Origin of the sequence: Streptomyces pacificus, assembly GCF_011766325.1 — a bacterium.
GTDB lineage: Bacteria > Actinomycetota > Actinomycetes > Streptomycetales > Streptomycetaceae > Streptomyces > Streptomyces pacificus.
Genome location: NZ_BLLG01000008.1, coordinates 26,596 through 45,184 on the forward strand (window position 1 = coordinate 26,596; position 18,589 = coordinate 45,184).

General features: G+C 72.3%; 19 protein-coding genes and 3 pseudogenes. 9 read left to right on the forward strand and 13 right to left on the reverse strand.

The annotated features are described in order from the left end of the window. Positions 1-4 precede the first annotated feature (4 nt). From SCWH03_RS15185 to SCWH03_RS15210, 6 genes are all read right to left on the reverse strand, one after another. Positions 5-1,207, reverse strand: coding sequence for an acetylornithine transaminase (locus tag SCWH03_RS15185; RefSeq protein ID WP_173264777.1), 1,203 nt, complete (start codon positions 1,205-1,207; stop codon positions 5-7). Next, entirely contained in the window at positions 1,204-2,109 is a 906-nt protein-coding gene (gene argB / locus SCWH03_RS15190; RefSeq protein WP_173264778.1) for an acetylglutamate kinase, read from the reverse strand. The genes SCWH03_RS15185 and argB overlap by 4 nt, the downstream gene beginning before the upstream one ends. A gap of 195 nt (positions 2,110-2,304) precedes the next feature. After that, positions 2,305-3,459: a bifunctional glutamate N-acetyltransferase/amino-acid acetyltransferase ArgJ gene (gene argJ, locus SCWH03_RS15195; protein WP_173264779.1), complete on the reverse strand. Its 1,155-nt coding sequence runs from the start codon at positions 3,457-3,459 to the stop codon at positions 2,305-2,307. Beyond that, positions 3,456-4,484, reverse strand: a complete 1,029-nt coding sequence (argC, locus tag SCWH03_RS15200; protein ID WP_173264780.1) for an N-acetyl-gamma-glutamyl-phosphate reductase — start codon at positions 4,482-4,484, stop codon at positions 3,456-3,458. Before argC ends, argJ begins: the two co-directional genes overlap by 4 nt. A 272-nt stretch (positions 4,485-4,756) precedes the next feature. Further along, positions 4,757-5,332: a dienelactone hydrolase family protein gene (locus SCWH03_RS15205; RefSeq protein WP_173264781.1), complete on the reverse strand. Its 576-nt coding sequence runs from the start codon at positions 5,330-5,332 to the stop codon at positions 4,757-4,759. A 247-nt stretch (positions 5,333-5,579) separates the two neighbouring features. Further along, positions 5,580-5,825, reverse strand: a complete 246-nt coding sequence (locus tag SCWH03_RS15210) for a hypothetical protein (RefSeq protein ID WP_254076771.1) — start codon at positions 5,823-5,825, stop codon at positions 5,580-5,582. Between the two features lie 163 nt (positions 5,826-5,988). Between SCWH03_RS15210 and SCWH03_RS15215 the strand changes: the two genes are divergently transcribed. Both SCWH03_RS15215 and SCWH03_RS15220 read left to right on the forward strand, forming a co-directional pair. Further along, complete coding sequence (locus SCWH03_RS15215) at positions 5,989-6,864, forward strand: helix-turn-helix domain-containing protein (RefSeq protein ID WP_173264782.1); 876 nt, start codon at positions 5,989-5,991, stop codon at positions 6,862-6,864. After that, positions 6,861-7,055 (forward strand): annotated as a pseudogene (locus tag SCWH03_RS15220) (DUF397 domain-containing protein); the annotation flags it as partial. The gene SCWH03_RS15215 and the pseudogene SCWH03_RS15220, both read left to right, overlap by 4 nt. Before the next feature lie 2 nt (positions 7,056-7,057). Here SCWH03_RS15220 and SCWH03_RS15225 read toward each other — a convergent pair. Further along, positions 7,058-7,486, reverse strand: a pseudogene (locus SCWH03_RS15225) (IS701 family transposase); the annotation flags it as partial. Between the two features lie 170 nt (positions 7,487-7,656). Between SCWH03_RS15225 and SCWH03_RS15230 the strand changes: the two are divergent. Next, complete coding sequence (locus SCWH03_RS15230) at positions 7,657-8,121, forward strand: GNAT family N-acetyltransferase (protein ID WP_173264784.1); 465 nt, start codon at positions 7,657-7,659, stop codon at positions 8,119-8,121. Between the two features lie 173 nt (positions 8,122-8,294). On the opposite strand, the gene SCWH03_RS15235 is transcribed toward SCWH03_RS15230, so the two are convergent. Further along, positions 8,295-8,816 (reverse strand): pyridoxamine 5'-phosphate oxidase family protein, encoded by a 522-nt coding sequence (locus SCWH03_RS15235; RefSeq protein ID WP_173264785.1) that lies wholly within the window; start codon positions 8,814-8,816, stop codon positions 8,295-8,297. 285 nt (positions 8,817-9,101) lie between these two features. Between SCWH03_RS15235 and SCWH03_RS15240 the strand changes: the two are divergent. Next, positions 9,102-9,505, forward strand: a pseudogene (locus tag SCWH03_RS15240) (IS5/IS1182 family transposase); the annotation flags it as partial. Positions 9,506-9,527: 22 nt separating this feature from the next. Next, complete coding sequence (locus tag SCWH03_RS15245) at positions 9,528-9,710, forward strand: hypothetical protein (RefSeq protein ID WP_254076793.1); 183 nt, start codon at positions 9,528-9,530, stop codon at positions 9,708-9,710. Positions 9,711-10,009: 299 nt separating this feature from the next. On the opposite strand, the gene SCWH03_RS15250 is transcribed toward SCWH03_RS15245, so the two are convergent. Further along, the gene (locus SCWH03_RS15250) at positions 10,010-10,465 is read right to left on the reverse strand and encodes a GNAT family N-acetyltransferase (protein WP_371872680.1); all 456 of its coding nucleotides are present in this window, start codon (positions 10,463-10,465) and stop codon (positions 10,010-10,012) included. A gap of 311 nt (positions 10,466-10,776) precedes the next feature. After that, on the reverse strand, positions 10,777-12,228 hold the full coding sequence (locus SCWH03_RS15255; protein ID WP_173264786.1) for an aminotransferase-like domain-containing protein: 1,452 nt from the start codon (positions 12,226-12,228) through the stop codon (positions 10,777-10,779). Between SCWH03_RS15255 and SCWH03_RS15260 the strand changes: the two genes are divergently transcribed. Continuing rightward, positions 12,227-13,222, forward strand: a complete 996-nt coding sequence (locus SCWH03_RS15260; protein ID WP_173264787.1) for a DMT family transporter — start codon at positions 12,227-12,229, stop codon at positions 13,220-13,222. The two genes, SCWH03_RS15255 and SCWH03_RS15260, sit on opposite strands and share 2 nt — an antisense overlap. Positions 13,223-13,298: 76 nt before the next feature. After that, positions 13,299-13,493, forward strand: a complete 195-nt coding sequence (locus tag SCWH03_RS15265) for a DUF1918 domain-containing protein (RefSeq protein ID WP_173264788.1) — start codon at positions 13,299-13,301, stop codon at positions 13,491-13,493. 9 nt (positions 13,494-13,502) lie between these two features. On the opposite strand, the gene SCWH03_RS15270 is transcribed toward SCWH03_RS15265, so the two are convergent. After that, positions 13,503-14,741, reverse strand: coding sequence for a glycoside hydrolase family 10-like protein (locus tag SCWH03_RS15270; protein ID WP_254076772.1), 1,239 nt, complete (start codon positions 14,739-14,741; stop codon positions 13,503-13,505). A gap of 189 nt (positions 14,742-14,930) precedes the next feature. On the opposite strand from SCWH03_RS15270, the gene SCWH03_RS15275 reads away from it, so the two are divergent. Continuing rightward, on the forward strand, positions 14,931-15,791 hold the full coding sequence (locus SCWH03_RS15275; RefSeq protein WP_216854755.1) for a 3-hydroxybutyryl-CoA dehydrogenase: 861 nt from the start codon (positions 14,931-14,933) through the stop codon (positions 15,789-15,791). A gap of 347 nt (positions 15,792-16,138) precedes the next feature. Next, positions 16,139-16,396: a hypothetical protein gene (locus SCWH03_RS15280; RefSeq protein WP_173264791.1), complete on the forward strand. Its 258-nt coding sequence runs from the start codon at positions 16,139-16,141 to the stop codon at positions 16,394-16,396. A 110-nt stretch (positions 16,397-16,506) separates the two neighbouring features. Here the strand turns inward: SCWH03_RS15280 and SCWH03_RS15285 are convergent, their stop codons facing one another. Together SCWH03_RS15285 and SCWH03_RS15290 are read right to left on the reverse strand one after the other, a co-directional pair. Further along, complete coding sequence (locus SCWH03_RS15285; protein ID WP_173264792.1) at positions 16,507-17,037, reverse strand: NUDIX hydrolase; 531 nt, start codon at positions 17,035-17,037, stop codon at positions 16,507-16,509. 86 nt (positions 17,038-17,123) lie between these two features. Continuing rightward, entirely contained in the window at positions 17,124-18,464 is a 1,341-nt protein-coding gene (locus SCWH03_RS15290) for an NsdA family TPR-like regulatory protein (RefSeq protein ID WP_173264793.1), read from the reverse strand. Between the last annotated feature and the right edge of the window lie 125 nt (positions 18,465-18,589).

An 18,589-nucleotide genomic window follows, 5' to 3' on the forward strand; every position in this document is an offset into this window, starting at 1 on the left:
CGTCTCATTCTCCGGATCGTCCGTCCCCGTGTGTCGCGTCGAGGATGCCGGGCAGCGCCCCGAGGAAGACGTCCACCTCCGCGTCGCCGACGACCAGCGGCGGCATGATCCGTACGACGTCGGGGGCGGGCGCGTTGACCAGGAGGCCGGCACCCTGAGCCACCTGCTGCACCTGGGCGGCGAGGGGCTCGGTGAGCACGATACCCAGCAGCAGGCCCGCCCCGCGGACATGGGAGACCAGCGGGTGGCCCAGGGACTCGATCCCGTTCCTCAGCTTCTCCCCGGTCCGCTTGACCTCGTCGAGGGCGCCGTCGAGGGTTTCCAGGACGGCGAGCCCGGCGGCACAGGCGACCGGATTGCCGCCGAACGTGGTGCCGTGCTGTCCGGGGCGGAGCAGTTCGGCGGCCGGGCCGAAGGCGAGGGCCGCGCCGAGCGGCAGACCGCCGCCGAGGCCCTTGGCGAGGGTGACGACATCGGGGTCGACGCCCTCGTGCGCCTGGTGGGCGAACCAGTGGCCGGTGCGGCCGATGCCGGTCTGCACCTCGTCGAGCACGAGCAGCGTCCCGGTGGCGCGGGTGATCTCGCGTGCGGCCGGGAGGTAGCCGGGGGGCGGGACGACCACGCCGTTCTCGCCCTGCACCGGTTCCACGATCACCAGGGCGGTGTCCTCGGTGACGGCGGCCCGCAGTGCTTCCGCGTCCCCGTAGGGCACATGCGTGACCTCTCCGGGCAGCGGCAGGAAGGGCTGCTGCTTGGCCGGCTGGCCGGTGAGGGCGAGCGCGCCCATCGTCCGGCCGTGGAAGCCGCCATGGGTGGCGACCATGTGGCGACGGCCCGTCAGCCGGCCGATCTTGAAGGCGGCCTCGTTGGCCTCGGCTCCGGAGTTGCAGAAGAAGACGCGGCCGGGGCGGCCGGAGAGCCGGAGCAGCCGCTCGGCGAGCGCGACGGGCGGTTCGGCGACGAACAGGTTCGACACATGGCCCAGCGTGCCGATCTGGCGGCTGACGGCCTCGACGACGGCCGGGTGGGCGTGGCCGAGCGCGTTGACGGCGATGCCGCCGACGAAGTCCAGGTACCGGGTGCCCTCGGCGTCCCACACCGTGGCGCCCTGGCCGCGGACGAGTGCGAGTCCCGGTGTCCCGTAGTTGTCCATCATCGCGCCCTGCCAGCGCTGGGTGAGCCGCTGGTTGGCGGTGGCGCCGGTCATACCGGTCCTCCTTCGGTCCCGTCCGGCACGACCATCGTGCCGATGCCCTCGTCGGTGAAGATCTCCAGCAGGATGGAGTGCTCCACCCGGCCGTCGATGACGCGTGCGGTGTTCACGCCGTTGCGTACGGCGTGCAGGCAGCCGCGCATCTTGGGGACCATGCCGCTGGACAGCTCGGGCAGCAGCTTCTCCAGTTCGGTGGCGGTGAGCCGGCTGATCACCTCGTCGCTGTCGGGCCAGTTCTCGTAGAGGCCCTCGACGTCGGTGAGGACCATCAGCGTCTCCGCGCCGAGCGCCGCGGCCAGCGCCGCCGCCGCGGTGTCCGCGTTGACGTTGTAGACGTGGCCGTCGTCGGCCGAGCGGGCGATGGAGGAGACGACCGGGATGCGGCCGTCGTCCAGGAGGGCCCTGATCGCTCCGGTGTCGATCGCGGTGATCTCACCGACCCGGCCGAGGTCGACGAGCTCGCCGTCGATGGTGGGCCGGTGCCGGGTGGCGGTGATGGTGTGGGCGTCCTCGCCGGTGAGGCCGACGGCGAGGGGGCCGTGCTGGTTGAGCAGCCCCACCAGTTCGCGCTGGACCTGTCCGGCGAGCACCATGCGGACGACGTCCATGGCCTCGGGCGTGGTCACGCGCAGTCCGGCCTTGAACTCGCTGACCAGGCCGTGCCTGTCCAGCTGGGCGCTGATCTGCGGTCCGCCTCCGTGCACGACGACCGGCTTCAGGCCCGCGTGCCGCAGGAACACCACGTCCTGGGCGAAGGCGGCCTTGAGGTCCTCGTCGACCATGGCGTTGCCGCCGAACTTGATGACGACGGTCCGGCCGTGGTGGCGGGTCAGCCACGGCAAAGCCTCGATCAGCGTCTGCGCCTTGGGCAGTGCGGTGTGCTTTCGGGTGCTCATCGGCTCCGGATCTCTCGGGACTCGCTCGGACTCGTAGGGGGGCTCGCTCGCCCGCTCGGGTCCGGGGCCCGCTCGGTCAGTAGGTCAGTCGGTCGGACTCGCCCGGGCTCCCGGCCCGTTGGCCCCCGGGCCGGTCCCCGGGCCAGGTCTCCCCGACCGGGAGGTGCGGACCGGTGCGGGCCGGCCCCGGCTCGTTCAGGAGGAGTAGGCGCTGTTCTCGTGGACGTAGTCGGCGGTGAGGTCGTTGGCCCAGATGACGGCGGACTCCGGCCCTGCGGCGAGGTCGGCGGTGATCCGTACCTCCCGGTAGCGCATGTCGACCAGTTCCCGGTCCTCGCCGACGGAGCCGTCGCGGCACACCCAGACGCCGTTGATGGCGACGTTGAGCCGGTCCGGTTCGAAGGCCGCCCGGGTGGTGCCGATGGCGGACAGGACGCGGCCCCAGTTCGGGTCCTCACCGTGGATGGCGCACTTGAGGAGGTTGTTGCGGGCGATGGACCGGCCCACCTCGACGGCGTCGTCCTCGCTCGCGGCGTTGACCACCTCGATGCGGATGTCCTTGCTGGCGCCCTCGGCGTCGCCGATGAGCTGCCGGGCGAGGTCGTCGCAGACGGTGCGCACGGCGTCGGCGAACTCGTCGTGCGCCGGGGTGACGCCCGAGGCGCCGGAGGCGAGGAGCAGCACGGTGTCGTTGGTGGACATGCAGCCGTCGGAGTCGACCCGGTCGAAGGTGACGCGGGTGGCGTCGCGCAGGGCCTTGTCGAGGCCGGGGCCGTCCACGTCGGCGTCGGTGGTGAGGACGACGAGCATGGTGGCGAGGCCGGGGGCGAGCATGCCCGCGCCCTTGGCCATGCCGCCGACGGTCCAGCCGTCCCCGGTCGCGACGGCCGTCTTGTGCACGGTGTCGGTGGTCTTGATGGCGATGGCGGCCTTCTCGCCGCCGTACGGGCTGAGTTCGGCGGCGGCCTTGCCGATGCCGGGCAGCAGCCTGTCCATGGGCAGCAGGACACCGATCAGCCCGGTGGACGCGACGGCGATCTCCCCGGCGCTGTGGCCCGGAAGGACCTGGGCGGCCTTCTCGGCGGTGGCGTGGGTGTCCTGGAAGCCCTTGGGGCCGGTGCAGGCGTTGGCCCCGCCGGAGTTGAGGACGACCGCGGAGACCTCGCCGCCCTTGAGGACCTGCTCGGACCAGAGGACGGGGGCGGCCTTGACGCGGTTGGAGGTGAAGACGCCGGCGGCGGCGTGGCGGGGTCCGTTGTTGACCACGAGGGCGAGGTCCGGGTTGCCGTTCTCCTTGATCCCGGCGGCGATCCCGGCCGCCGTGAATCCCTGTGCAGCGGTGACGCTCAAGGTGCCACTCCGATCGTGGGAAGGCCCGTGGTCTGGTCGAGGCCGAGGGCGATGTTCATACTCTGGACCGCGCCGCCCGCCGTGCCCTTGGTCAGGTTGTCGATGGCGCTGATCGCGATGATCCGGCCGGCGGCCGTGTCGAGCGCGACCTGGACCTGAACGGCGTTGGACCCCTGGACGGACGCCGTCGCCGGCCACTGCCCCTCGGGGAGCAGCCGGACAAACGGCTCGTCCGCGTAGGCCTTGTCGTAGGCGGCCCGCACGGCCTCGGCGGTGGCGCCCGGCCGGGCCTTGGCACTGCAGGTGGCGAGGATGCCGCGGGGCATGGGTGCGAGGGTGGGGGTGAAGGACACGGTGACGGGCTCGCCCGCCACGGCGCTGAGGTTCTGGACCATCTCCGGGGTGTGCCGGTGGCCGCCGCCGACGCCGTACGGGCTCATGGAGCCCATGACCTCGGAGCCGAGCAGCTGCGGCTTGAGCGTCCTGCCGGCTCCTGAGGTGCCGCTGGCGGCGGTGATCACGGCCTCGGGTCCGGCGAGTCCGCCCGCGTACGCGGGGAACAGCGCGAGCGAGACGGCGGTGGGATAGCAGCCGGGCACCGCGATGCGCCTGGACCCCTCCAGCGCGTCGCGGGCACCCGGCAGTTCGGGGAGTCCGTAGGGCCAGGTCCCGGCGTGCGGGGAGCCGTAGAACCTCTCCCAGTCGGCGGCGCTGCGCAGCCGGAAGTCGGCACCCAGGTCGACGACCAGCACCTCCTCGCCGAGCTGCTCGGCGACCGCGGCGGACTGGCCGTGCGGCAGCGCCAGGAACACCACGTCGTGCCCCGAGAGCGCGTCGGCGGTGGTGGCCGTGAGCACCCGGTCGGCGAGCGGATGCAGATGGGGCTGGAGCTCCCCGAGCCGCCGGCCGGCGTTCGAGTTGGCCGTCAGGGCCCCGACCTCGACTCCGGGGTGTGCGAGGAGCAGCCGGAGCAGTTCCCCGCCCGCGTAGCCGCTCGCTCCCGCGACTGCTGCGCGTAGTGCCATCGATTCCTCCCTACGTGATGGCATGACTATACGTAGAGCCGCAGCTTTATGCAATGGAGCGGCTTCCCTCCCGGCCCGCCCCTGCCGGGTGAGCCCGGCCGGACGACGACCCGGACCTCGCGACGCTGCCCCGGCGCCGCCACGCGAGGGCCCCGGAAGACGGTGGCGACACCCTCCGTCCGGAGGCGGTCCGGCTCGGCCCGCAGCACCTGAGCCGCCGGACGCCGGAGCGTCTGTCGGGACCGGCGGGCACCCGTCTCCTTCCGGCCTGACTACGTGATGCGGTCGAGGAAACCGAGCACCCGACGGCCGACCTGCCGTGCGGCCTTTTCGTCGTGGGACGGCAGACTACTGTCGGTGAACAGGTGGCCCTCGCCCGGGTAGAGGAACAGCTCGGCATCCGTCGCCGTCTCGACGAGCACGCGGGCGGCGTCCGCATCACCCTCCCCGGCGAAGAAGGGATCTGCGTCCATGCCGTGGATCTGGACCGGGACGCCCTCGGGCCAAGCGCCGCCGAACTCCGAGATCGGGACGCACGCCTCGAACAGCAGTGCGCCCCGTGCGCCGGGGCGGGTCTGGGCCAGCATCTGCGCCGGCAGGACGCCGAGCGAGAAGCCGACGTAGACGAGTTCCGCAGGCAGCCCCTCGGCGGCGGTTCCGCGCGCGGTGATCGTGTCGAACCCGGCGCTCTCGGCGTAGCCGGCTCCCTCCTCGGGGGTGCCGAATACCCGCCCCTCGTAGAGGTCCGGGGCGTGGATGGTGTGTCCGGCCCGTCGCAGCTGCTCGGCGAACTCGCGAACGCCGGAGGTCAGCCCGTGTCCATGGTGGAAGACCACCACCTCGGCCATCTCGCCCCCTCGTCCGCGGCGCCCGGGCGGCGCCGCGGCACGAGTATGGCCCGCAGCACGGACATCCACTGGCCACGGCTGGACAGGACCAGGCCGCTGTTCCGGAGTCCCGTCTCGCCTGTGCCGGCGAGCACCGCGAACGGGTCGATCACCCCTGCGGCCCGCCGGTGACGCCTCGGAGTTCGACCGGCCTCGAACTCGGCCACTGCCTGTGGGCACCAGCCGAAGGCCCCTGCAGGTGCGACCTCTACCTCCGCCCCCGTACCCGGCCGTGCAGGACGGCGTTCGTGGTGAGTTCCGCGATGAGGAAGGAGGACGTGGCCACGTCCTCGTCTCCGGCCGCGGCTTCCGGGCGGTCCCGCTGGTCGGCGAGCCAGCGTTCGGCGGCGTGGCGGACGGTGTGGGCGCCGCGCCTGCTGGTGGGGAACATGAGGCGGAAGTGGCGGGAGGTAGCGGTCGGTTCACCGCTGACGGTGACGGCTCGCTGGATCACCTCACCGAGGGTGACGGAATGGCCCTACCGTGTGGAAGACATGGGACGGTACGGCAGGCGACTGTCCCGGCGCGGAGGGCGGGATGTCCGGGCGTACTCCCGTGACCTGACCGGGCATTCCGCGGTTCGCCCCAGGTACGACAGAACTGGGCGGTGGCAGCAGATGGTGGCACAGGCAGGCGGTCCGGAGACCCCCACCGGCAGCGAGGCAGACGGCACGGACGAAGTGGCCGACCTGTTCCGCGCGCTCGGACGACAGATCAAGGTCGCACGGACACGAGCCGGGATGAGCCAGAAGGAACTGGGCGACCGGCTCGGGTACGGGGAGGAGACCATCTCGTCCGTGGAGCGGGGACGCCGAACCCCGCAGCCCGAACTACTGCTCGCGGTCGATGAACTGCTGGAGTGCAGGGGCCTGCTGGCCTCGGCCGCGGAAGACGTCCAGCGGGCCCGGGCACGGAGGAGAGTACGGCACCCGGAATGGTTCAAGGACTATGCGCGACTGGAGGGGGAAGCGGTTGAACTCCACTACTACGGCGCGCTGTCGTTGCCTGGCCTGCTTCAGACCGAGGGACACGCCCGCGCCGTCTTCACCGCGCGCAGACCCCTGCTCGACGAGGAGACGATCGGGCAGCGGTTGACCGCCCGGCTGGACCGACAGGAGATCCTGATGCGGTGGCCACCGCCTCTCGTGACGTTCACGGTGGAGGAGTCCGTCCTGCAACGGCCGATCGGCAGTCGGGACGTGCATCGGGAGCAGTTGAAGCACCTGCTGGAGGTCGCCCCACTGCGGAACGTGGAGCTTCAGGTGATGCCGACCGACCGTTCGGACCACCCGAGTCTGGGCGGCCCGTTCACACTGCTCACTCCAAAGGGGAGGCCTCAAGTCGGCTACCTGGAAGTCCAGAACGTCAGCAGGCTGGTGACCGATGCCGAAGAGGTACGTATGCTTGCGGCGCGCTACGGCAGCATCCGCGCCCAGGCCCTCACTCCACGAGAGTCTCTGGCCCTGATCGAAAGGTTGCTGGGAAATCCATGATCACCGAACAGCCCATACGCCTCATCTGGTTCAAGAGCACGTACAGCAGCGGCGAAGGCGGCGAGTGCGTCGAGGTCGCCGCCGACGGGACGGCCGTCCGCGTACGGGACTCCAAGGAACAGGGCACCGGTCCGCAGCTCGCCTTCACCCACGATGCGTGGGCCGGGTTCGTCACGGACCTCGGACGGGACTACCTCTCGCATGTCCAGGAGCGCGGGATGTACAGCTCCGGGTCCACCGCCGCGTGCCCGCGCATCCCGGCGTAGACCAGGTAGACCGCTACCTGGGAGTTCTCGATCCGCCCGGCCGTTCCGGTGTACTGGCGCTGGACCCCGACCGTGTGGGTGCCCTTCTTCACGTCGCCGGTCTCGTCGACCACCAGCACCGCGGCCTCGTCATGGAGGTGCTCGACGACATATTCGCGCACGTCGTCACGGACGCCATCGGCATCCCAGACGGCCCGGGACAGTAGATGCTGCATGCCGTGCGGGGCGGCCTCCCCGGCCCACTCCGCGATCGTCCAGCAGTTCTTGCGCGGCAGGTCCGACAGCAGGCCCAGTACCAGCCGCCCGGCCCGCAGCCGGGGTTCGACCCGGGTGAACCGGCCCGCGATCCGGCCCATGGCCACCTCGAACGCCTCCCGCCAACGGACGGGATCTATGCTGTGACCTGCGGCCACCGTCTCATCGTTACTCCACACAAGTCACGATGATCAACGGTGGCCGCACCCGTCTCCGCACCGGCCCCGACCAGCAAGATCACGAACTACAGCTGGAGTATTAGAGTGCGGACATGCCAATTTCGCTGCACCTGCAAGAGATCACTCCTGACAACTTCGAGAGCGCTATCGACCTGAGAGTCCGCCCCGACCAGGAACACCTGGTGGCACCCGTGGTGAAGTCACTCGCCGAGGCATACGTCCACCCCGGCATCGCATGGCCCCGGCTCATCTGCGACGACGACGAAGTCGTCGGGTTCCTCATGGCCTTCTTCGACATCGACTGGACCGGCAAAGGCACCGACTTCCGCTCCGGACTCTGGCGTCTCAACATCGCTGATGGAAAGCAAGGCCGAGGCTTCGGACGCTTCGCAGTGCAGTCCGTTGCCAACGAGATCCGGCGCCGAGGAGGCACGCGGCTGACGACCACCTGGCATCCCGGAACGGATGGCCCAGCGGGTTTCTATCTGACACTCGGCTTCCGCCCAACCGGAGAGACCAGCGGAGACCAAACGGTGGGCGTGCTGGAACTGAGCTGAACCCGCGTCTCTGCCGCACCGGCACATCACGCACGACGGTCTCCCTGCCGCTGGAAATCCCGTTGATGGCTCCACCAGCAGCACTGCAAGCAGGGGGAATAGCCCCGGCCGCAGCCTCGCGGGTGCCGTCCGCCGGCGCGAAGGGCCCGGGCAGCCGGACCGCGGGCCCGGCGTCACGTGCCGGTGAGCTTGTCGAGGTCGGGGGCGTAGACGGTCATCCAGTGCGGGTTCAGCCGGTAGTAGACGACCTCGCGGTTCCAGTCGAAGGCGTCGTCGTCGCCGTAGAAGTCCTGCAAGTAGGCGAGGAGTTCCTGCCAGTCGGCCGTGGTATCGGCGTCCTCGGGGTTCAGCTCCTCCACCGTGCCGTGGGTGAACACGCCGAGGTCCTCGCCGCGCATGTGCGCGACGCTGGCGGCCGGACGGGCTGCGAGATGACGGGCCTTGGCGGCGTTGCGCGCCGTGCCGAAGTGCCACCGGCCGTGCAGGAAGTGCCCGTCGACGCCGCTGATCCGCGGTTCGCCCTTTGCGGTCACCGTGGAGAGGGCGAGCGTGCACATGCCGGTGAGGACCCCCGTGAGCTGCGCCGCCGTGATGGTGCGGCCCTCGACGATCGAGCGGAGGTGTGCGGTCGAACCGGAGAGGGATGTGCCGAGGAGGGACTGGAGCTTGTTGAGTTCTTCTGGGGTTTCGCGCATACGTCCATCGTCGGCCGTAATCCCGACACCCTCTGTCGTCATTGATGAAGCAGCGGTGAGGCTTCTCCGCGTGGGTTGCGCTCGGTACTGCGTGGATGGCAACAGGCGGGGGACGAGCACCGGGACACATTGGGGTCTTCTCGGCAACATGACGATTACTTTGGGTGACGACGGGAGAGTACGGCGGAGCTGACCCGGGCTCAGAAAGACGTGCAACCCCTGGTTAAGAAAAGGTCTGCGAAGATCATGTTCCGGATACCAAGAGGCTCCACGCGTTGACCAGATATCACCTACACCGCTGTGCTCGATGTCCGCCGGGAGACCGCTGAGGCCCTGGCCCGGCTCCCGCGAGCACACCGCGACCGGGTCGGCGCCCGCAAGAACACCCGCGCCCTGGGCGCCTTCAAGCAGGCGGTGCCGGTGCTGGTCCTGCGGTGGTTCGCCGACGGAACCCGCCTTGCCCAACTTGCTCGGGACAAAGGCTTTCGGTACCCGCCGCCTACCGTTACCTGTACGAGGGGCTGACCGTGCTCGCCGAGCATGCCCCGGACCTGCGCACCGCGCTGGAACGGGCAGCCGCCACCGGGTACACCCACCTCAACCTGGACGGCACCGCCGTCCGCACCGACCTCGTCGCCGTACCCGGCCCGAACGGAGCCGACTCGTGGTGGTCCGGAAAGCACAAGCACCGGCCGCGCGGCCGACCTCGGCGTGGACGAGGTCGCCGAGCACGGCGCGCCGCGCCGCGCCACCGGATACCGTGCCGCGAACGTGGTGCTGCGCGCCCGGGACGGAAGAGAGATGGACACGGCCGTCGCCACGGTCGCGGTCGAGATCTCCGCGCTGTTCGCTGCTGACGGACTGCTCGAGGCCGACTGGATCGAGAACTTCTGAGGGCGCCGTCGGGTCACCGGCTTCGGTCTGCGGGGATGGTCCTTCCCGAGGTCCGCGCCGAGCCCCCGGGGCGGTGGTCGTGGGTCCCGGCGCAGGAGGTGCACCCCGGGGCGGCCGAGCCCCCGGGGCCGGCACCTGCACCGGGAGGCGCGGTGACCGCACCGGCGCCGATCCCCTGCCCCGGTGGGGCGAGCCACTCGTCCACCGCGTCCGGCCGCACCGCCGCCGCCTCGGCGAGCGTACGGCCGCGGCACCCCGGCACCGGCCTGGTCAAGGGAGTACTCAGCGCCCGGCACCGGTCACCCGGTCGTCAGGACCATCAACTTCTCCGGGTCGGTGACCGGGACGAAGCCGGCCTTCCCGTACACCCCGTGCGCGTCGTCCGTGGCGAGGAGGACCCGGCACAGTCCCAGCGGCGCGAGACGGTCGCGCACCGCTGCCGCCAGGGTGGTGCCGAGTCCCCGTCCGCGTACGGCCCTGTCGACGTAGACGTCGCACACCCACGCGAAGGTGGCGTGGTCCGTCACCACGCGGGCGTAGGCGACGAGCAGGCCCGAAGCCCGCTCGTAGGCCCCGAAGTTGAGTGAGCCAGCGATGGCCCGGTCCTGCTGCTCCCGGCTGCGGCCGAGGGCCCAGTAGGCGTCGGTGGAGAGCCAGTGGTGGATGCGGACGGGATCCAGGGGTGCGGGTCGCAGGAGATCTCGTAGTCGGCGCAGGTGCCGGTCGGGTCGCTCATCCCCGTACCTTCGCAGCACCGGGGCGGGTTGTCAGCGGGGTTTCGGGCGCACCCCGGACGGCTGCGCCGCTCTCCCGGGTGCGTGCCGTGCCGCGCTCGGCTGCCGCGCGCCGGTGACCGGGCGCGGCACGTGCGCCGCGGTGCCGGGCCCGGCCCGGCGGTACCGGCGGTGCGGTCGGCCGGGCGGTACGGCCGGCCCGGCGGTACGGCCGGCCGCGGTCCCGGCAGGGAAGGCCGTGCCGCGCGCCCGCTCAGGCCCGTCGGCTTCCCCGCCCACGGCACCCGATCCCGGCCTCCGCGCCGCACCGGGCCGGCGTGCCGCGGTCGCGGTCAGTGCGCGCCGCGGCCCAGCACCTCGTCGCAGGAGGTGCGCAGCCGCCGCACCCCCTCGGTGATCTCGGCCCGCCCGGCGACCCCGGCGAAACTCAGCCGCAGATGCCCGGCCGGCGGCTCGGCACTGAAGTACGGGCGGCCGGGGGCGACGGCGACGCCGGCGCGGAGGGCCGCGGAGACGAGGGCCGTCTCGTCGGTGCCGTCGGGCAGGCGGACCCAGAGGTGGTGGCCGCCGGCCGGGATGTGCGGCAGGGCGAGTTCGGGCAGCCGGAGCCGCACGGCGGCGGTCATGGCGTCGCGGCGGGCCTTCAACTCGGCGGCGACTGACCTGAGGTGGCGGCTCCAGGCGGGGGCGCCGACCAGTTCGAGCGCGGCCTCCTGCAGGGGCCGGGAGACGAAGAAGGTGTCGACCACGTGGATGGCGCGCAGGCGCTCCAGCACCGGTCCGCGGGCGGCGAGGGCGCCCACCCGCAGGCTCGGGGAGGTGACCTTGGTGAGGGAGCAGACGTGCACGACGACGCCGTCGGGGTCGTCGGCGGCGAGCGTGGCGGGCAGCGGCCCGGCGTCGGCGTGGACGAGGCGGCGGGCGAAGTCGTCCTCGATGACGAACGCCCCGGCGGCGCGGGCGATCCGCAGCACCTGGGCGCGGTGTTCGGGGGTGAGCACGGCCCCGGTCGGGTTCTGGAAGAGCGGCTGGGCGACGAAGACCCGGGCACCGGTCGCGCGGAAGGCCGCGGCGAGGAGGTCGGGGCGCACCCCGTGGGCGGGGTCCGCCGGCACCGGTACGGGCCGCAGTCCCGCGGCCCGGGCGATGGCGAGCATCCCCGGGTAGGTGGGCGACTCCACGAGCACCGGTGCGCCCGGCGGGGCGAGGGCGCGCAGGGCGGTGGTGAGCGCGGACTGGCCGCCCGCGGTCACCAGGACCTCCGCTGCGGTGAAGCCCGGGCCGATACCGCGGGCGAACCAGTCGCGGAGTTCCGGCAGCCCGTCCGCGGGCGGGCGGTTCCAGGCGCCGGGGCGCCTGCCGGCGCGGGCGAGCGCGGCGGCCATCGCCTGCTCGGGCTGGAGCGAGGGGTGCAGATAGCCGCCGTTGAACTCGATCACGCCCGGCGGGGGTGCGGCGAGCGTGACGAGGACCCCGGAGGCGTCCACGGCGCGCGGAACGGCCTCCGGGGCGGCGGCGGCGCTGAGCGCGACCTCCTGCCAGGAGGTGTCGGCGGCGGCGCCGGGGTCCGTTCCCGGCCGCGCGCGGAAGGCTCCGGCTCCGGGGCGGGTGACGACGAGCCCCTCAGCGGCGAGCCGGGCCAGGGCGCGGGAGACGGTGACGGGGGAGACCCGGTGCCGTTCGACCAGCGCCCTGCTCGATGGCAGCTTCTTGCCTGGGGAGTAGCGCTTGACCTCCTCTCGCAGGAGGTCCGCCAGATTGCCCACACTGCTACTCTCTTGCATGAGAACCAAGAATAGCGCTATCCCTTCGGGGCCGATAGCGGCCGGCGACACCGCCCGCTGCGGCGCAGCGGTCTCCGCGGAGCGGACCGGCACCCCGCGGGCCGCTGCCGCGACCCCGGCGGCCCGGTCCGGATCCCCGCACGGCACCCTGCTCGCGTCGCTCGGCGTCGTCGCCTTCTCGCTCACCTTCCCGTCCACCGTCTGGGGGCTGGAGTCGTTCGGACCGTGGTCGCTGGTCGCCGCGCGCAGCGTCCTCGCTGCGGTGATCGCGGGAGGGTTCCTGCTCGCCCTGCGGACACCGCTGCCCGAGCGGCGGCACCTGGGTCCGCTGCTCGTGGTCGCGGGCGGGGTGGTGGTCGGCTTCCCCCTGCTGACCACCCTCGCGCTGCGGACGTCGACCGCGTCGCACGCCGCGGTGGTCGTCGGCCTGCTGCCGTTGACGACCGCCGCCTTCGCCGCCGTGCGCACCGGCCGGCGGCCGTCCCGGACGTTCTGGGCGGCGGCGCTCGCCGGGGCGGCGGTCGTGCTCGGCTTCACCTTGGGCAGCAACGGCGGCGCCCCGTCGGCAGGGGACCTGTATCTCTTCGCGGCGCTGCTGGTCTGCGCCGCCGGCTACACCGAGGGCGGCCGGCTGGCCGGGCTGATGCCCGGCTGGCAGGTGATCGGCTGGGCCCTGGTCCTGTGCCTGCCGCTCACCGTCCCCGGAGCGGTGTTCGCCCTGATGGCCGAACCGGTCCGGCCGGGTGCGCAGGGTGTGGCCGGGCTTCTCTGGGTGGCCGCCGGATCGACCTTCTTCGGGCTCTACGTCTGGTACCGCGGGATGGCGGCGATCGGCATCGCCAGGGCCAGCCAGCTGCAACTGGCGCAGCCGCTGCTCACCCTGCTGTGGTCGGTGCTGCTGCTGGAGGAGCCCCTCTCCCCCGCCGCTCCCGCGGCCGCCGCGGCCGTCCTCGTCTGCATCGCCGTCACCCAGCGGGCGAGCACCCGAGGGTGACACGCGTCACGTATCGGGACGTAGACTCAGATTGACCCTGATGACCGTCAAACCCCTTCAAAGGAGGTCAGGCGCGATGGAAGCGAGTGTGGGAGACAAGCTGCTCGTGCACGGCCGCGTCGTCGGCCAGCACGACCGGACGGCCGAAGTCGTGGAAGTGCTGGGGGACAGGGGCAACCCGCCCTACCGCGTCCGGTTCGAGGACGACGGCCGCGAGTGCCTGATGTCACCCGGCCCCGACTGCGTCGTACGCCACCGCCGGGAGTCCTGAGCAGGAGGATCAGCGCGGCGGCCGGACCCGGGTCGGATAGTGGTCGGCCACCACTTCGGCCATGGCACCGATCCGGTCCGCGACGACTTCCTCCGCCGCGAAGAAGCAGTGGCCGCGCACCTCCGGGTAGCGGCGGGCCAGGGTCAGGTGACGGGACAGTTCGGCCGGGTCCCCCCAGGGTGCGGGCTGCCCGGGGGCACCGGCCTTGTAGAGCGCCTCGCCGATGAACAGGTCCACGCCGGTGCCCCGGGCCACCCCGGCCCACCAGGGCACCAGCTCCGCGTAGTCGGCGGCGCCGAACCCGATGTTCCAGTACAGCTGCGGGATCACATAGTCGATCCAGCCCTGGCGGACCCAGGTCCGGGTGTCGGCGTACAGGTCGTCATAGGTCTCCACACCCGCCCGCGTGGCGGAGCCGAGCGGGTCGGTGGAGGAGTTCCGCCAGACCCCGAAGGGGCTGATGCCGAAGCGGATCCCTGGATCGATGCCCTTGATGCGGGCGGCGGTCTCCCGCACCAGCAGGTCGACGTTGCCGCGCCGCCACGCGCCCTTGTCCGCGAACCCTCCGCCGTAGCGCCGGTACGCCGCGTCGTCGCCGAAGTCTTCCCCGGCCACCGGATAGGGGTAGAAGTAGTCGTCCCAGTGGACGGCGTCGACCGGGTAGCGCGCGACCGCGTCCAGCATCGCGTCCTGGACGAAGGCCCTGACCTCGGGCAGGCCGGGGTTGTAGTACAGCTTTCCCCCGTACGGAAGCACCCATTCGGGGTGCTGCCGCGCCGGATGGTCCGCCGCCAGGCGGCCCGGGTCGGTATGGCCGGCGACACGGTACGGGTTGAACCAGGCGTGCAGCTCCAGTCCGCGCGCGTGCGCCTCCGTCACCGCGGTGCCCAGCGGGTCCCAGCCCGGATCCCGCCCCTGGGTGCCCGTCAGGTAGGCGGACCACGGCTCGTACGGGGACGGCCACAGCGCGTCGGCGGTCGGCCGCACCTGGAGGATCACCGTGTTCAGCCGGCGGTCCACCGCGCGGTCGAGGTAGGCCAGCAGCTCGGCACGCTGCCGCTCCGCGGTCAGTCCGGGCCGGGAAGGCCAGTCCCGGTTGGCGACCGTGGCCACCCACACCCCGCGGAGCTCCCGGGGGCAGCCTGCCCCCCGGTGGCGGGCGGGGGACGCCGCCGACTCCCCCGCCGCGCCCAGCGCGGCGAGCGCGCCGGCAGCCGCGACGAACCCCCGCCGTGTGATCTGCCTCATGTGCCGGGCCATACCGGGATCCTCCGCACCGCCGTGCGCCGCGCCTTCGCGGTCGTCAGCGCACAGCATGCCCGCCCCGGGCACCCGCGCACACGCACCGGCGAGTAACGTCGTGGGGTCGAGGCGGGCGCGGCAACCCTGCGGACCCGCCGCAGCGAGATCAGCGAAAGGCACGATGTGACCGACACTGTGGCCGGCGTATCCCGCGTCGGAGTGGTGGGCTGTGGCCAGATGGGCGCGGGCATCGCGGAGGTGTGCGCCCGCAGCGGCCTCGAGGTCAAGGTCGCCGAGACCACCGGCGAGGCCCTGGAGATCGGCCGTACGCGGCTCTGCAACTCGCTCGCGAAGGCCGCCGAGCGCGGCAAGGTCGGCGAGGAGGAACTCCAGGCGACGCTGGAGCGGCTGAGCTTCACCACCGACCTCGGGGAGTTCGCCGACCGCGACCTCGTCATCGAGGCGGTCGTGGAGAACGAGCAGGTCAAGACCGAGATCTTCCAGGTGCTCGACCAGGTGGTGACCAGCCGTGACGCCATCCTCGCCTCCAACACCTCGTCCATCCCGCTGGTGAAGCTGGCCGTCGCGACCTCCCGGCCCGACCAGGTGGTCGGCATCCACTTCTTCAACCCCGCACCGGTGCAGCGCCTCGTCGAGCTGGTTCCCGCGCTGACCACGTCGGAGGAGACGATCACGCGCTCGGAGGCCGTGGTCGAGCAGGTGCTGGGCAAGCACGCCATCCGCGCCCGGGACCGCTCGGGCTTCGTGGTGAACGCGTTGCTCATCCCGTACCTGCTCTCGGCCATCCGGATGCTCGAGTCGGGGATCGCCGGCCGCGACGACATCGACAACGGCATGGAGCTGGGCTGCGCCCACCCGATGGGCCCGCTGAAGCTCTCGGACCTGATCGGCCTGGACACGGTCGCCTCGGTGGCCGACTCCATGTACACCGAGTTCAAGGAGCCGCTGTACGCGGCTCCGCCGCTGCTGCAGCGGATGGTGGACGCGGGGCGGCTGGGCCGCAAGACGGGCTCGGGCTTCTACACGTACTCCTGAACCCGCCCCGCGTATCCGGACGGGTCGCCTTCGCCGTGTCGCACGGCGCCCCCACGGCGTCCCCGCGGCCGTCCCCGCGCGCCCTCCGCGCACCGTCGCCCGGGCCCTCCCGCCGGGCCGCTCCCAGGGCCGCACCCGGGCTTGCTTCCGGGCCCGCACTCCCGGGCCCGTCATCCCGCGCCGCAGGGGCCGCGGCGAACGATGCACACAGGTGCTTCACACGGGGTGTGAGGAGCGTGTCCGCATATGCCGTGCGTACACGCTCCCCTGCCCCCGGCGGGGAGTGTTGACTCGGGATCACCCGGCCGGGGAATTACCGGACCACCATCTTGAACAGGAGCTGACAGGTGACCACCGACTCCGACCACTTAGCCGCCGTCGAGGAGTTCGCCGAGCTGCGCCGCTCCCTCGACGTCGGCCTCGCCCGAATCGACGGGCACCTCGCCCTGCTGGCCCAGCGGCACGACCGGATGGACCGGGACCTGGACGATCTGGCCGCCCGGGTGGGTGCCCTGGAGCACGGCAGATGGCCCCTGCCCGCGGTGGCCGCACTCACGGCGGCCGGCGCGCTGGCGGTGGCGGTCTGGCAGGTCATCGGGGGCTGAGGACCGCCCCGCCTCCGGCCTGGCCCGTCACCGGCCACGGCCGTGGCGCCGCAGCCGCAGCCGCAGCCACAGCCACAGCCACAGCCACAGCCACAGCCACAGCCCGAGTGTCACCCCAGGCGCAGATGGTGCAGCAGCAGCAGCCCGGCCGCCGTGTTGGCGGCCGGGACCTCGCCGCGGGCGATCATGTCGGGGACCAGCTTCAGCGGTATCCACTCACGACGCGAGGACTCGAAGCCGTCCTCGGGAGGGCCGATCCGGGTGGCACCCTCCGACCAGTAGAGATGGTGCCGCGCGTCGGTGAGCCCGTTGGACGGTTCCACGGTCAGCAGATGCCGCAGCGGTCCGGGGCGCCAGCCGGTCTCCTCCTCCATCTCCCGCGCCGCGGCGGACACGATGTCCTCGCCGTCCTCCACGACGCCCGCGGCGAGCTCCCAGCCCCAGCTGTCGGTGATGAACCGGTGCCGCCACAGCATCAGCACCTCGTTGGCCTCGTTGACGGCGGTCGCCACGGCGACCGGGCGGAGCCGGATCAGGAAGTGGTCGAGATGCCGGCCGTCCGGCAACGCGACATCCGCCAGATTGACCCTGAACCAGCGGTTCTCATAGATGGTTTGCTCACTCAGCTTCGTCCACTGCACGGTTCTGCCACCTTCCGACACGTAGGTGGCAATATCGCAGCAGGACCTCAGGGCGAGGGGAACGGCAGCAGGAGGCACGGGAGGGCTCACAGAGGCACGCGCAGGGCCCCCTCGATGAGGTCGGCCGCCTCGGCGGCCGGGCCGGAGCCGTTCGCCGCCAGCCTCGCCCGCACCCTCCGGAGCCGGTCCCTGAGCCGTTGCGACTCCATGCCCCTGGCCCGCTCGGTCATTTCGACGGCGGTTCGCGCGGCGCGTTCGGCCTCGCCCTGGCACAGCTCGATCTGGCTGAGCACGGCCAGCCGGTGCACCCGTCCCCGGTCGTGGGACGGCACGGCGGCCGCGGCTGCCGCGTGCTCCCGGGCCGCCCCCAGCTCCCCCAGGGACAGCAGCGCCTCGGCGACCTGGACGTTCACCAGTCCCGGCTGCACATAGCCGGTCTCGTCCGGCTCGCACCCCGGCAGGATCCGCTCCGCCTCCTCCTCGGCCCGCCGGATCCTCCCCAATGCCGCTTCTCCGTCACCGAGATGGGCATAGGCCTTCGCCTGCATCGCGTACAGGTCGGTGGCCAGTGCCGGGGTGATCTGCCGGCCCGCGGTCCGCAGCGCCGCCTCGGCGAACGCGACCGCCTGCCGGTACTCCCCCATGAACAGCGACTGGTTGACGAGCAGCGCGATCACATAGGCTCCCAGCCCCCGGTCGCCGCTCGCCTTGGCGAGCCGGAGCGCCTGGTGGAAGTACCGCTGCGCGAGTCCGTGGGCGTCCGAGTCGTAGGCGCAGATGCCGGCGACGGCCACCAGTCCGCCGGTCGCCCGGTGCAGCTGACGGCCGAGTGCGTCGTCGTAGGAACCCCGCAGCAGCGGCGCCGCCTCGCTGTTGAGGAAGCCGACGATCCGGGAGCGGGTGGCGATGCCCCCGGCCTTGCGGTACATCAGCTCGTAGTGGGCCCGGGCCGCGCGGAGCAGCTTGATGTCGGCCATGCCGACCCGGGTGCGCCCTTCGCGTGAGACGTCCGCGTCCTCCGGGGGGTTCTCCCACTCCCAGACGGGCATCACGGCGGGGGTGCCGGTGACGGCGGGCGCACCGAGGACATGGGGGCGCTGCTGCTCGTCGCAGCGCCACAGCGCCGTGGCGCGCTCGACGAAGCCGGAGAGCGGGGAGCCGTGCCGGGCCGCCGTCTCCCCCGGCACACCGAGACCGATGTCATCGAGGGTGACCGGGCGCCGCAGCCTGCCCGCGAGCACCTCGCAGATGACGTCCGGGACCTGACCGCGGGGACGCTGGCCCTTCAGCCAGCGCGCCACGGCGGTGTGCTCGTAGCGGAGCGCGAGGCCTCTGGCCCGCCCCGCCTGGTTCACATGGGCGGCCAGACCGGCGTGCGAGATGCCCGCCTCGTCGAGCAGCGCGTCGAGCAGGGTGTTGGGCTGCATGGGGCCCTCCGTTGGCTCGGTGTGGCCCACAGTAGTGGAGGGGACTTCGCACGGGGTGTGAAACGAGTGCATATATCCGCGCCGTGCGCGCTCTGCCGCCGTCCCGCTCACCCCGGTTGACTGTT

Excerpts from the sequence above, each read along its gene's own strand:
- SCWH03_RS15290 (WP_173264793.1), bottom strand. The coding sequence starts at position 18,464 with ATGCAGCCCAACACCCTGCTCGACGCGCTGCTCGACGAGGCGGGCATC.
- argC (WP_173264780.1), bottom strand. The coding sequence starts at position 4,484 with ATGGCACTACGCGCAGCAGTCGCGGGAGCGAGCGGCTACGCGGGCGGG.
- SCWH03_RS15230 (WP_173264784.1), top strand. The coding sequence starts at position 7,657 with ATGCCAATTTCGCTGCACCTGCAAGAGATCACTCCTGACAACTTCGAG.
- SCWH03_RS15270 (WP_254076772.1), bottom strand. The coding sequence starts at position 14,741 with ATGAGGCAGATCACACGGCGGGGGTTCGTCGCGGCTGCCGGCGCGCTC.
- SCWH03_RS15235 (WP_173264785.1), bottom strand. The coding sequence starts at position 8,816 with ATGCGCGAAACCCCAGAAGAACTCAACAAGCTCCAGTCCCTCCTCGGC.
- SCWH03_RS15255 (WP_173264786.1), bottom strand. The coding sequence starts at position 12,228 with ATGCAAGAGAGTAGCAGTGTGGGCAATCTGGCGGACCTCCTGCGAGAG.
- SCWH03_RS15265 (WP_173264788.1), top strand. The coding sequence starts at position 13,299 with ATGGAAGCGAGTGTGGGAGACAAGCTGCTCGTGCACGGCCGCGTCGTC.
- SCWH03_RS15260 (WP_173264787.1), top strand. The coding sequence starts at position 12,227 with ATGAGAACCAAGAATAGCGCTATCCCTTCGGGGCCGATAGCGGCCGGC.
- argB (WP_173264778.1), bottom strand. The coding sequence starts at position 2,109 with ATGAGCACCCGAAAGCACACCGCACTGCCCAAGGCGCAGACGCTGATC.
- SCWH03_RS15185 (WP_173264777.1), bottom strand. The coding sequence starts at position 1,207 with ATGACCGGCGCCACCGCCAACCAGCGGCTCACCCAGCGCTGGCAGGGC.
- SCWH03_RS15215 (WP_173264782.1), top strand. The coding sequence starts at position 5,989 with ATGGTGGCACAGGCAGGCGGTCCGGAGACCCCCACCGGCAGCGAGGCA.
- SCWH03_RS15205 (WP_173264781.1), bottom strand. The coding sequence starts at position 5,332 with ATGGCCGAGGTGGTGGTCTTCCACCATGGACACGGGCTGACCTCCGGC.